This is a genomic window from Rhodococcus sp. SMB37, from assembly GCF_004345605.1.
Taxonomy (GTDB): domain Bacteria; phylum Actinomycetota; class Actinomycetes; order Mycobacteriales; family Mycobacteriaceae; genus Rhodococcus.
In genome coordinates, this window is record NZ_SLVY01000002.1 from 14067 (window position 1) to 26683 (window position 12617).

Below are 12617 nucleotides of genomic sequence, written 5' to 3' on the forward strand. Positions count from 1 at the left end.
CATCACCGCGGCGACCGGTCGAGCTGAATCTGCGCGACCACCGCCCGGTGATCCGATCCCGGTAGGGTCACGGTCTCCACGGACGTCGCACGTCCACCCGCGACGAGAATTTGGTCGATACCTACCAGCGGGGGAATTCGCTTGTCGGTCGGATAAGTGAAGAGGAGCCCGGCACCCACTTGTTCTGCGGTGTCTCTGAGGCGGCCGGTCAGCATCGCCCGGTACTGCGCGTGATCATAGGTCGCGTTGAAGTCGGCGCCGGCGACCACCGGCCCCGACGCCGGTGCGGATTCGAGTATCCCGTGCAGGCGTGACAACTCGTCGGCCCACACTTGCGTGTCGTAGACCGGCGGAACCGGGTGGAACGCGTAGACCGCGACCGGTCCCGTCCCTGGCACCTCTGCCGTCGCCGAGACCTGGTTCATGACGAATCCGTCGTATTCGACTTCGTCGGACAACGGGAAGCGGCTCCAGATACCGGTCCCGGCCGCGCCGGGCTCCGGCACCATGAAGTGATACGGCAGAACCCGATCGAGCCCTTCGCGTGCAAATGCGTCGACCGCTTCGGGTGTCAGCTCACTCACGGTCAGCAGATCGACGCGGCGCTCCTCGACTTCGGAGACCACCGTTGCCGGGTCGGCTTCACCGAAGAGAACGTTCGCCTGCATCACGGTGAGCACATCTCCCCCACCGCCTGCCGATTCCCCCACGTACCGGGGAGCCTGGATCCACACCGCAGCGACGACGATCAGCAGCGCCACTGCAGTGGCGACGCGGTACCGGAGCAGCGCGAAGACCACTGCCCCGAGCACCGAACCGATCATCATGTACGAGGCCGCCGACGCCGCGAGAACAGGAAGGCGCGCCGACGAGGTGCTGTAATGCAGCACGACCCCGACCACGCCGACGAGGGTCGCAAGACCCGCCAGAACTGCCGCAGCCCACCTGAACACCGTCGCCATCACACCCGACAGCAAAGCACGCGCAGATGTGGAGAGGATGTGGGGCGGGCGGGGCTCGAACCCGCGACCAATGGATTATGAGTCCACGGCTCTAACCGACTGAGCTACCGCCCCTCCACAGCGACACATCGCTGCAGAACGCTCTCCGTTCCGGATAGCGCGTACGCATGGTACCCGGCAGCGGACGCGTTCCTACGCACCGGGTCGCGACCGGTTCGGACCTTCCTCCGCTGGCTCGGGTTCCCTCAGGTTGTCGACGCGAGGAAACCCCACTACTCGGAGGAAGGTTTTCGAACCAGCCATGCTGTCGGATACGTCACACCCGATGGGCCACGGAACGAAAGAATCCTCCCACCCCGCACGGGGTGGGAGGATTCTTTGCGCTCCCCCGGCTGGACTCGAACCAGCAACCCTTCGATTAACAGTCGAATGCTCTGCCAATTGAGCTACAGGGGATTGACCTGCGGTGCTCCGCGGTTTCCCTCGGTGCGTGAAAAACCATAGCGCCCCTTCCACCGCAGAACCAAATCGCCTGCATGTGGGCATGCAGAGCGTCATCGGGCAGGATAGGGAGGACGCGCACACTGGGTGGAAGGACGACACATTGATGGGATTGTTGGTCGGGGTTGCCGCGGGGTACGTGCTCGGCACCCGGGCAGGCCGAGCCCGATACGAACAGATCAGCAAAACCGCCAAGGCGGTGGCCGCCAGCCCGGTCACCAAGAAGGCCATCGAGGTGGGACGCCAGAAGCTCTCGGATTCTCTGAGCCCACAGCCGAAGCTCGAACCGATGAAGCCGATCGACGAGACGACGACGATCATGATCCCGCGGGATCAGCTCAAGGAATAGCGTCAGCCGGCCAGGCCGTCGCCGCCCGCATCGCCGATGGCCTGGTCGAGCAAGCTGCGACGATACTGCTCCAATGCGACGAGGTCGCCGAGCAGCGCGTGGAATTCGTCGGACGCCGTGGCAGGCGAGATGCGTTGTAGCTTCGATTTGAGCTCCGCCACCTGCTCACCCACCCACACTTCCTGCAGGCGCGCCAACACTCCCCCGATGTAGCGGGGCAGGCGATCCTCTTCTGCGGGGATCGGCTCGACGGCGAGCTCCGTCACCAATGAGTGCACGACCGGGTCGGTCGCTGCACGGCCGACGGCGTCGACCCATTCAGCGCCTCCCATTCCCGAGCTCACACCACCGACGTGAGCGATCGCCTCACGCACGGCCGAGTAGGCGGGGTCGGTGAACGTCTCTGCGGGCAACGAATCGAACACCGTGCCCGCGACGCCCGGATACTGCAGCGCAGCCTTGAGCCCGTCGCGTTGCGGCCACAGCGCCGGATCTCCCGGCCGTGGGCGACGCATTGCCGACTCCTGCGACGAGGTCCCCTTGTCGACGGCAGCGGGCCTGCGTGTGGGCGCTGATGCTCGACCGCCACCGCGACGCGCTTCGTCCTGCACCCGGCGACGGACCATGGGAATGTCGTCCCAGCCCACCCAGTGCGCCAGCTGCACCGCGTAGTTGTCACGCAGGGACCGGTCCTTTATCTGCGCGACGACCGGCACACAGCGACGGAGCGCCTCGACACGTCCCTCCGCGGTGTCGAGGTCGTGCTCGAGCAGGATCGACTTGACGACGAACTCGAACATAGGGGTGCGCCGCGCGACGAGATCGCGGACGGCGGTGTCGCCGGACGCCTGCCGGAGTTCGCACGGATCCATCCCCTCCGGGGCGATCGCGACGTAGGTCTTCGCTGCGGTCTTCTGGTCGCCCTCGAACGCCTTCATCGCCGCGGCCTGACCTGCGGCGTCACCGTCGAATGTGTAGATGACCTCGCCGCGAAAGTAGCTGTCGTCCATGAGCAGACGACGCAGCATCGCGAGGTGCTCGTCGCCGAAAGCGGTACCACACGAGGCGACGGCGGTTTTCACTCCCGCGAGGTGCATGGCCATGACGTCGGTATAGCCCTCGACGATCACCGCCTGATGCGACTTGGCGATCTCCCGCTTCGCGAGGTCGAGGCCGAACAACACCTGAGACTTCTTGTACAACACCGTTTCCGGCGTGTTCATGTACTTGGCGGTGATGGTGTCATCATCGTAGAGCCGACGGGCACCGAAGCCGATGACATCTCCGGCGAGGTTACGGATGGGCCAGAGCAGCCGACGGTGGAACCGGTCCATCGGACCGCGACGCCCCTGCCGCGACAATCCCGCGGCCTCGAGTTCCGCGAATTCGAATCCGCGACCGAGAAGATGTTTGGTGAGCTGATCCCAGCCCGCCGGTGCGTAGCCGCACCCGAACATCTCGGCGGCGGCCTGGTCGAAGTTGCGCTCGGTGAGGTAGTCGCGCGCTGCCTGCGCGTCGGGGCTGCGGAGCTGTTCGGCATAGAACTGCTGCGCGGCAGCATTCGCGGCAACGAGGCGCGCGCGGGTACCGCGATCACGCTGCACGGACGGGCCACCACCCTCGTAGCTGAGGGTGTAGCCGACACGCTCGGCGAGCTGCTCGACGGCCTCCACGAAACTGACGTGCTCGATCTTCTGGATGAACGAGTAGACGTCGCCGCCCTCACCACACCCGAAGCAGTGGAAATGCCCGTGGTTGGGGCGGACGTGGAACGACGGCGACTTCTCGTCGTGGAAGGGACACAGCCCCTTCATCGAGTCGGCGCCGCCGCGCTTGAGGGCGACATAGTCGCCCACGATGTCTTCGATCCGAACGCGGTCGCGAATGGCCGCGATGTCTCTGTCTGAAATTCTGCCGGCCACGCCGACGAGTCTAGGCCGTGTTCTCGACCCGTCCGGCAGCGGTGGTTGCTAGCCCCAGCTGGCCTGTGCGGCGAGGCTGTCGCGGTCGATCCGCTCGAGTCGCGATTCGGTACAGGACGCGATCTGATCAACGATGACCCGTACTTTCGCGGCATCATCGGGCGCGGCATCCCACTCGGCCACGAATATCGGGTCGAGTCCCACCGGCGCTGTGCGCAGCAACCACTCGGCCACCCGGTGGATGCGCTCACGCTGGCTTACCTGCCTCGCCCGATGAGCGCTGTCGGACATCACGAACTGCAGCGCCATCGTCTTGAGCAGCGCAACCTCCGACGCCACGATCGGAGGGATCACCAGATCGGTGTCGTAGCGGGCGACGGGCGCGTTGCCGGTGACCTCGCGGGTGCCGCTGATCGCGGCCGTCGCATAGCGGCCGACGAGTTCGCTGGTGAGCCGCTTGAGCGCGACCGAGCTGGCGAGTGTTCCGTCATAGGTGCCAACCCCGACCACGACGGGCAGGGTGGACAGGCGTTGCGCGGCCTCCACCAGCTCGGCCGGATCCAGTCCGGAGAACTCCCTCATCCCCACTGCGATGAGGCCTGCCACCGAGTCGGCGTCGCCGAGGACCCGCAGGTCGATGCGACCGTCGATCACGCCGTCCTCGACGTCGTGCACCGAATAGGCGACGTCGTCGGACCAGTCCATGATCTGCGCCTCGAGGCACCGGCGTCGCTCGGGCGCACCGTCGCGGATCCAGTCCAGTTCGTCGGCGTCGTCGTCGTAAGCGCCGAACTTCGCGCCTGGAGAGGGCCGGATCCACGGATACTTGAGCGTTGCGTCCAACGAAGTGCGAGTGAGATTCAATCCCGCGCTGGTGCCGTCCGCGTGGAGGATCTTCGGTTCGAGTGCGGTCAGGATCCGCAGGTTCTGGGCATTGCCCTCGAAACCCCCACACGGCGCCGCGACCTCGTCGAGCGCGCGTTCACCGTTGTGCCCGTAGGGCGGGTGGCCGATGTCGTGGGCGAGCCCCGCCAGATCGACGACGTCGGGGTCGGCCCCGAGCCCTTCGGCGATGCTGCGACCGATCTGGCCCACTTCCATCGAGTGGGTCAGGCGGGTGCGTGGGGTGTCGCCGTCGCGGGGACCCACCACCTGAGTCTTGTCCGCGAGGCGACGCAGCGCAGCGCAGTGCTGGACACGAGCCCGGTCGCGCGCGAATGCGGTGCGGTCGGCTGCAGCCGCTTCCGCCCCGGCAAGCCCCGATCGCTTCGGCGCCTCCTCCACACGCCGCGCGAGATCGTGTTCGCTGTATCCCGGCATCCCACCGCCCTTCGTCGATGCGACCTTATTTCACTGGTCTGCCGTGTATTCGAAATCTGCCGAGTAGTGCGTGAGCTGGTACCAGATGAGCGCCCCGGTTTCCCGGGCGATGCCGTGGAACTGCGACTCGCGTGTGAACACTGCCGGGCCTTGCCGGGTGGGCGCGGTCCATGCATCGAGGCCCGCGTCGCGTGCCATCGTCCGTGTGCGCAGGCCGTGCCACGGATCACTCACCAGGACAGCGGACGACAGGCCCATCTCACTCATCTCCTCACTGACCGCCTTGATGCTCAGGAGGGTGTCGGACCCCTCCTCGACTGCCACGATGGCATCCGCAGGCACGCCGGTCTCGATGAGGTAGTTCTTACCGGAGGCCGCCTCGGTGAACAGGTCGCCCTCCTGCTTGCCGCCGACCGTGACGATGGTGTCGGACACACCGTTCTCGTAGAGCATGCGCGCCTGTTCGAGGCGCGCCGCGAACACCGGCGAAGGAGTCCCCGAGTATTGCGCGGCACCGAGTACGACGATGGCATCGGCGGTCGTCCAGTCGTCGATGCGCGCAACCTGCCACACCCGCACTGCCGTACCGCCGACCACCAGGACCGCGGCGAGGAGCAGCCCGGCGATCAGACGACGGCACCACCGAGCGAGGCGGGACCCTGAACTGCGCTGGTCTTCGTCGACGCTCCTGGCCATATCGGGGCGGCGGGCTGCGGTACTCACTCCCCGATTCTGCCAGTGCGCCACCGGACGGCCACCGCGGACACGCGCCACGGTGCCACCCGGACGTACGAAACCGATAGATTCGTCCCATGGCTCCCCCCTCGGCAGCACAACGGCATCCCTCGACAGCTGCACTCGCCCTCGTCCCCGCCCTGCTCGCGGTCGCAGCCTGGTTGATGGCTCCCGCACTGGCCTCCGCCGAGCCGCCCTCGCGACTTCCGGAACCGATCACCGACACAGCCGGTGTGCTGAGCAATGACGACACCGACCGCATCCAGGCCGCGGCGAACACGTTGTACGACGAGCATCAGCTGCAGCTGTGGGTCACGTACGTATCGACCTTCGACGGTCAGCCGTACGACAGCTGGGCCGAGGCCACCGCACGTGCAAGCAACTTCGGGCCGGACACCGCGTTGCTCGCGGTTGCGACCGACGATCGCGAGTTCGCGCTGTGGACTCCCGACGGGTCCGAGATCAGCGAGTCCGAACGCGACAGCATCAGCGCGAGCAACATCACACCCGCGTTGCGTGAACCCACCGACTGGGCGGGAGCCGCGGTCGCCGCTGCCGAGGGTCTCGACAACGCGCTGACGCCGTCGAGCGCGCCCGTGACGACGTTGCTGGTCGGTGGCGGGGTCATCGCCGCAGGTGCGGGCGGGGTGTACCTGTACTCCCGCCGGTCGAAGAGCAAGCGCGCAGAGGCCGGTGCCGCGCAGGCCGCCCAGATCGATCCGAACGACGTCGACAGCCTGCGTTCGCTGCCACTCGAGGGTCTCGAACTGTACGCACAGGAAGTGCTCGTGGAGACCGACAACGCAGTCCGATCGAGTTCTGAGGCACTCGAACTTGCACGCGGTGAGTTCGGGCAGTCCGCGGTGCAACCGTTCGACCGGGCCTACGAGCGGGCACGAGCCGCGCTCGCGTCCGCGTTCGAGATCAGGCAGCGTCTCGACGACGACATCCCGGAGACCCCGCAGCAGCAACGCGACATGCTCGTACAGTTGATCTCGTCGTGCGGTAAGGCCAACAACGATCTCGACGAGCAGGTCGAGGCATTCGACAACATGCGCAACCTGCTGCTCGACGCCCCGAAACGCCTCGACGCGCTCACTCGACGTGCAATCGGGCTGCGGGCACGGCTCCCCGAGTCCGAGACGATCCTCACGCAGCTGCGCGGCGAATTCCCGGCGGGTGCGCTCGCTCCCGTCGCCGAGAACGTCGAGCTCGCACAGGAGGAAATCTCCTTCGCCGAGAAGGCGATCGACGAGGGCCGGACCGCGGTCGCGCGACCCGCCGGCGAGCAGGGCGACGCGGTGCGCGTCATCCGTGAAGCCGAGGGCGGTCTGGGCCATGCGACCACGCTGCTCGACTCCCTCGACCATGCCGCCGAGGACATCCGACGGGCCATCGCGACCCTTCCCGCAGCGATGGAGGATGCGGCGCAGGGCATCGCGGACGCCGCGAAGCTGGCGTCGGCGGGCGGCCCGGAACTCGACGAGGCGCGTAAGGCGGCGCAGGACGCGCTCGATCATGCGCGGGCCGAGCAGCACAACGACCCGCTGGGTAGTTTCACACGCGTGGTGGAAACGGATGCGCGGCTCGACGCGTTGCGCGCGCAGACCCGCGAAGCGCAGGAAGCCGCGGAACAGGCCCGCCGACGCCTCGAGCAGGATCTAGCAGCGGCACAAGCGCAGGTCACCGCTGCATCGGATTTCATCGGCACGAGGCGCGGTGTGGTAGGAGCGCAAGCCCGTACCCGGTTGTCGGAGGCCGAGCGTCACCTCCAGGCGGCGCGGCAGTTGGCGCAATCGGATTCCGCCGCCGCCATGCAGCACGCCCAGGCCGCCGCGAGCCTGGCCGCGACGGCGTTGCGCTCGGCCCAGAACGACGTGCAGAAGTGGGACCGTCAGCAGCGCCCGCCGGGTGGCGGCTCGTCGGGCGGCAACATGACCGGCGCGATCCTCGGCGGCATCCTCATCAACAGCGTCCTGAACAGTGGTCGTGGTGGCGGGGGCTTCGGTGGAGGTTTCGGGGGTGGAGGCTTCGGCGGCGGTGGGGGCGGTGGCTTCGGCGGGTCGAGCGGTGGCCGCTTCTAGTCGACCCGCTCGACTACCCTGAATGCGCCGCGCTCACCACGTGTCGAACATTGCGATCAGGGAGGTTGATGAACATGGCCCGCCAGATGCGTCATCAACATCCCTTCGTCCGGGTCGCGTGAGCTCACTGGGCGGCCCGGTCATCTGAACCGACCAGGAGTGTCGCATGCCTTTTTCATCGTTGCCTCTGAGCAGTACAGGTCTGATCACCGACACGGGATTGACCACCGAGCGTCTCGTCTTACGCGTGTGGACCACTGACGAGATCGCCGCCGTTCTGAACAGCCACCGCATGGTGTCTTGGGCGGAGGACTTTCCCGCAGAAGGTGATTCCGTGATCGCCGGGGTCATTGCCGGACAGTCGACCAGGCCGGACCACGGCCACAGACTGATCGTCGAGCGGGAGAGCGGACTGGTCGCCGGCTCCATCAGCCTGCTGTGGCCACCGAGCGAAGGCGTCGTCGAAATCGGCTATGGCGTCGTAGGCTCTCGCCGAGGGCTCGGCTACGCCTCCGAGGCAACCCGCGCCATGGTGGCGCTGGCTCTGGCCACGCCGCTGGTCCACACGGTCTCGGCCGAAGTGGAGCTCTCTAATCCCGCCTCAGCGCGTGTACTGGAGAAAGCCGGGATGCTTCGCTGTGGTGAGGACTCGGCCGTGGCCCGATATGCCACGGCGCCGAGGCCGTTTCTGTAAGTGCAAGCGGGGATCGGCAACGACATCACAGGTCGGTGCCGGTCCCCGTACCCAGCGCTACCACCAGCTATTTCTGTCCCTGATCAGGGCGCGGTCAGACGCACACAGGAGAATACTGCTCTCCATATCCTGGAATGCCCTTTCTTCACGTGGAGAACACTGATATCTTGCCGTCAATCGCCGTTGCACGGTGATGCACGCCACACTCTCAGACGAGGAGCTTCTGGTCGTGACTCAGACCGATTCCGGCAGGAACCGCATCCACTTCGATCGACACGCACCCGAGTACCGAGAACAGTTCGAATCGATCACCAAGGACATGCACTCAGGCTGCCCCATTGCGTGGACCGACACCCACGGCGGGCATTGGGTCGCAGCCGGGGCCGACGAAGTGTTCCATCTCGCCCGGTCCGGAGACATCTCCAACGACAACGACGTCCAGGGCGTCCGCCGCGGATACCGCGGTATCACGATTCCCACCGGGGAACTGCCGAACGGGGCACGCGGCGGCATGCTCGAGATGGACCCGCCCGAGCATCGGTACTACCGCCAGACCCTCAACCCCTACCTCTCCCCGGCAGCCGTCAATCGATGGATTCCCGTCATCGACGAAGTCGTCCGAGCGTGCCTCGACGAGAAGATCACCACCGGTCGGATCGACTTCGTCGACGACCTCGCGAATATCGTGCCGGCGGTACTCACCCTCGGGATGCTCGGCATCCCGCTCGCAAAGTGGGAGATCTACAACGAACCGGTGCACGCGTCGGTGTATACGCCGCCCGACTCCCCCGATCGGGGCCGCGTCGCGGACCTGCAACGCGCCATGGGTGCCGACCTCTACGCCGCCGTCGCCCAAGCCCGAGTCGACCCACGCCCCGGCCTGGTGAACGCAGTGGTACATGCGGACATCAACGGCGAGACTCCACCGGACATAGAAGTTCTTGGAATGCTGTCGCTGCTGATCGGTGGCGGTTTCGATACGACGACCGCTCTCACCGCGCACTCACTCGAATGGCTGTCCCACAATCCTGACCAGCGAGAGTTACTCAGTCGCAACCGAGACACCCTGCTCGACTCGGCGACCGAGGAATTCCTGAGGTTCTTCACACCGGCTCCGGGGGATGGACGTACCTTCTCGGCCGACTGCGAATACGCCGGAGCCCAGTTCCAGGAGGGCGAGCGCTTGTGGCTCTCGTGGGCGATGGCCAATCGCGATCCGTCGCTCTTCGACGATCCACACAACATCGACCTCGAGCGGAAAGGCAACCGCCACTTCAGTTTCGGTCTCGGAATCCACCGCTGCATCGGATCCAACGTCGCGCGAACGGTGTTCAAGCGGATGCTCGTCGCGGTATTGGACCGGATGCCCGACTTCCAGTGCGACCCCAGCGAGGCCGTGCACTACGAGACCATCGGCATCATCCAGGGAATGCGGAATCTTCCCGCAACCTTCACTCCCGGCCCCCGCGTGGGCGCCGGTCTCGACGAGACCCTCGCCCGTCTTCAGAAGGAGTGCGACGAGCAGGGGCTCGCCGAGCCCATCACGGCGCAGACCGGAAGAACGCAGTAGGCGTAAAGGCAGGCGCACCGGATCGACGCGGTGGGCCTGCCTTCTGCTGCTGTGTCTGTGATCACCAGGTGTGAGTACCGGCGATCAGCACCCGATCAGACGCTGCGCGAGGTAGCCCTCGACCTGATCCAGGCTCACGCGCTCCTGCGCCATCGTGTCGCGCTCGCGGACGGTGACGGCCTGATCCTCGAGGGTGTCGAAATCGACGGTGATGCAGAACGGCGTCCCGATCTCGTCTTGGCGACGGTAGCGACGACCGATAGCGCCCGCGTCGTCGAACTCGATGTTCCAGTTCTGGCGAAGCTGGGCGGCGAGATCTTTGGCCTTCGGGCTGAGATCCGCGTTACGCGAGAGCGGCAGCACCGCAGCCTTGACCGGCGCGAGCCGACGGTCGAGGCGCAGCACGGTTCGCTTGTCGACGCCGCCTTTGGCGTTGGGCGCCTCGTCCTCGCTGTACGCGTCGACGAGAAACGCCATCAACGAGCGGGTGAGGCCTGCCGCAGGTTCGATCACGTACGGCGTGTAGCGCTCGTTGGTGGTCTGGTCGAAGAAGCTCAGGTCGGCGCCCGAATGCTGCGCGTGGGTCGACAGGTCGAAGTCGGTGCGGTTGGCGACCCCTTCGAGCTCACCCCATTCGCTGCCCTGGAAGTGGAAGCGGTACTCGATGTCGACGGTGCGCTTCGAATAGTGCGAAAGCTTGTCCTGCGGGTGCTCGAACAGGCGCAGGTTGTCCTTGTTGATACCGAGACCGGTGTACCAATCCATGCGGTAGTCGATCCAGTATTGGTGCCACTCTTCGTCTTCCCCCGGCTTGACGAAGAACTCCATCTCCATCTGCTCGAACTCGCGGGTGCGGAAGATGAAGTTGCCCGGCGTGATCTCGTTGCGGAAGCTCTTGCCGATCTGGCCGATGCCGAACGGCGGCTTCTTGCGCGACGTGGTGAGCACGTTGGCAAAGTTCACGAAGATGCCCTGGGCGGTCTCGGGACGCAGGTAGTGCAGACCCTCTTCGCTCTCGATCGGACCGAGGTAGGTCTTGAGCATCATGTTGAAGTCGCGAGGCTCGGTCCACTGGCCCCTGGTGCCGCAGTCCGGGCACACGATCTCGGTCATCGCAACCGTGTCCGGGTCGTCGAGCTTGTTCTTCTCGGCGTACGCCTCCTGCAGGTGATCCTGCCGGTGACGCTTGTGACAGCTCAGGCACTCGACGAGCGGGTCGTTGAACACGCCGACGTGACCGGAGGCGACCCACACCTGACGGGGCAGGATCACCGACGAGTCGAGGCCCACGACATCGTCGCGACTGGTGACCATGTTGCGCCACCACTGCTTCTTGATGTTGTCCTTGAGTTCCACGCCGAGCGGCCCGTAATCCCAGGCCGACTTGGTGCCGCCGTAGATCTCACCGCAGGGATAGACCAGCCCGCGGCGCTTGGCGAGGTTGGCGACGGTATCGATCTTGGATTTGGGTGCCACTCGGATTCTCTCCATCTCGGATGCGGGTTCGCAGCATGCGTCGATCACCAAGACTATCGCTCCACGGCAGGACACCGAACACGCGGCGGTTGACATGCACATCTATGCATATCAAAATGAGATCGGTTTGCAATAACGCGCGGTTCACCTCCGAAGGAGCACCCTTGAGTCTCGACACCGGTCATCACGACTGCACGGTGGATGCTCGCACTCCCGGATCGCACGAACCCGCCGGGGTCAGGCAGCCGATCCCCCACGACACACTGGTCACAGCAGGAGAACTTCTGCGCGCGCTGTCCGCGCCGATCAGGATCGCGATAGTTCTCCAGCTGCGGGAATCCTCTCGCTGCGTGCACGAGCTCGTGGGAGCGCTCGGCGTTACTCAACCGCTGATCAGCCAGCACCTGCGTGTCCTGAAGACCGCCGGCGTCGTCCGCGGCGACAGGTCCGGACGTGAAGTCCTGTACCGGCTCGCGGATGATCATCTCGCACACATCGTCGTCGACGCTGTTGCCCATGCCCAAGAACCCATTGCCCAGGAAACCACCTTGGGAACACCTGAACAGGAAGGTTGACCTCCGCCTTGACCTCCGCCCGCAAGCCCCTCGTCGGGGTTCGCTCGACCAAGCAACGCAGCGCGATCATCGCTCTGCTCAACGACACGGAAGAGTTCCGGACGGCCCAGGATCTCCACGACGAACTCCGCAAGCGCGGCGACGGAATCGGCCTGACCACCGTGTACCGCACGCTACAGTCGCTCGCCGAGGTGGGCAGCGTCGATGTACTCCGCACCGATTCCGGGGAGTCGATGTTCCGGCGATGCTCCTCCGGGCACCACCACCATCTCGTCTGTCGCCGCTGCGGCTTCACCGTCGAGGTGGACGGACCCGAGGTCGAGCGCTGGGCACACGAGATGGCCGACGCGAACGGATTCGTCGACGTCAGCCACACCATCGAGATCTTCGGCACATGCAAGGATTGCGCACTCGCCGAGGACTGACCGG

The 12617-nt window shown here is 65.8% G+C and carries 11 protein-coding genes and 2 tRNA genes; 6 read left to right on the top strand and 7 right to left on the bottom strand.

Going from position 1 to position 12617, the window contains the following annotated elements; genetic code table 11:
* Nucleotides 1-2 precede the first annotated feature (2 nt).
* From EV641_RS03390 to EV641_RS03400, 3 genes are all read right to left on the bottom strand, one after another.
* Nucleotides 3-962: an endonuclease/exonuclease/phosphatase family protein gene (locus tag EV641_RS03390; protein ID WP_132470802.1), complete on the bottom strand. Its 960-nt coding sequence runs from the start codon at nucleotides 960-962 to the stop codon at nucleotides 3-5.
* Between the two features lie 40 nt (nucleotides 963-1002).
* Nucleotides 1003-1076: transfer RNA gene (locus EV641_RS03395), tRNA-Ile, on the bottom strand.
* 269 nt (nucleotides 1077-1345) lie between these two features.
* Nucleotides 1346-1418: transfer RNA gene (locus EV641_RS03400), tRNA-Asn, on the bottom strand.
* A gap of 148 nt (nucleotides 1419-1566) precedes the next feature.
* Here EV641_RS03400 and EV641_RS03405 point away from each other — a divergent pair.
* The gene (locus EV641_RS03405; RefSeq protein ID WP_199233143.1) at nucleotides 1567-1812 is read left to right on the top strand and encodes a hypothetical protein; all 246 of its coding nucleotides are present in this window, start codon (nucleotides 1567-1569) and stop codon (nucleotides 1810-1812) included.
* Nucleotides 1813-1814: 2 nt separating this feature from the next.
* Here the strand turns inward: EV641_RS03405 and dnaG are convergent, their stop codons facing one another.
* Genes dnaG through EV641_RS03420 form a run of 3 tightly spaced genes read right to left on the bottom strand, consistent with a single transcriptional unit; the run spans nucleotide 1815 to nucleotide 5750 of the window.
* Nucleotides 1815-3734, bottom strand: a complete 1920-nt coding sequence (gene dnaG / locus EV641_RS03410; RefSeq protein WP_132470804.1) for a DNA primase — start codon at nucleotides 3732-3734, stop codon at nucleotides 1815-1817.
* 48 nt (nucleotides 3735-3782) lie between these two features.
* Nucleotides 3783-5054 (bottom strand): deoxyguanosinetriphosphate triphosphohydrolase, encoded by a 1272-nt coding sequence (locus EV641_RS03415; RefSeq protein ID WP_132470805.1) that lies wholly within the window; start codon nucleotides 5052-5054, stop codon nucleotides 3783-3785.
* A gap of 30 nt (nucleotides 5055-5084) precedes the next feature.
* Nucleotides 5085-5750, bottom strand: a complete 666-nt coding sequence (locus EV641_RS03420; protein ID WP_132471082.1) for a YdcF family protein — start codon at nucleotides 5748-5750, stop codon at nucleotides 5085-5087.
* Nucleotides 5751-5866: 116 nt separating this feature from the next.
* Here EV641_RS03420 and EV641_RS03425 point away from each other — a divergent pair, with 116 nt between their 5' ends.
* The 3 genes from EV641_RS03425 (at nucleotide 5867) to EV641_RS03435 (ending at nucleotide 10137) form a co-directional block, all read left to right on the top strand.
* Nucleotides 5867-7873, top strand: a complete 2007-nt coding sequence (locus EV641_RS03425) for a TPM domain-containing protein (RefSeq protein ID WP_132470806.1) — start codon at nucleotides 5867-5869, stop codon at nucleotides 7871-7873.
* A gap of 166 nt (nucleotides 7874-8039) precedes the next feature.
* Nucleotides 8040-8567, top strand: coding sequence for a GNAT family N-acetyltransferase (locus EV641_RS03430; RefSeq protein ID WP_054717621.1), 528 nt, complete (start codon nucleotides 8040-8042; stop codon nucleotides 8565-8567).
* A gap of 193 nt (nucleotides 8568-8760) precedes the next feature.
* Nucleotides 8761-10137, top strand: coding sequence for a cytochrome P450 (locus EV641_RS03435; RefSeq protein WP_054717618.1), 1377 nt, complete (start codon nucleotides 8761-8763; stop codon nucleotides 10135-10137).
* 84 nt (nucleotides 10138-10221) lie between these two features.
* Here EV641_RS03435 and EV641_RS03440 read toward each other — a convergent pair whose 3' ends face one another.
* Nucleotides 10222-11613: a glycine--tRNA ligase gene (locus EV641_RS03440; RefSeq protein WP_132470807.1), complete on the bottom strand. Its 1392-nt coding sequence runs from the start codon at nucleotides 11611-11613 to the stop codon at nucleotides 10222-10224.
* A 164-nt stretch (nucleotides 11614-11777) separates the two neighbouring features.
* Between EV641_RS03440 and EV641_RS03445 the strand changes: the two genes are divergently transcribed.
* Nucleotides 11778-12188, top strand: a complete 411-nt coding sequence (locus EV641_RS03445; RefSeq protein ID WP_347238211.1) for a metalloregulator ArsR/SmtB family transcription factor — start codon at nucleotides 11778-11780, stop codon at nucleotides 12186-12188.
* 8 nt (nucleotides 12189-12196) lie between these two features.
* Nucleotides 12197-12613: a Fur family transcriptional regulator gene (locus tag EV641_RS03450; protein WP_132471083.1), complete on the top strand. Its 417-nt coding sequence runs from the start codon at nucleotides 12197-12199 to the stop codon at nucleotides 12611-12613.
* Nucleotides 12614-12617 lie beyond the last annotated feature (4 nt).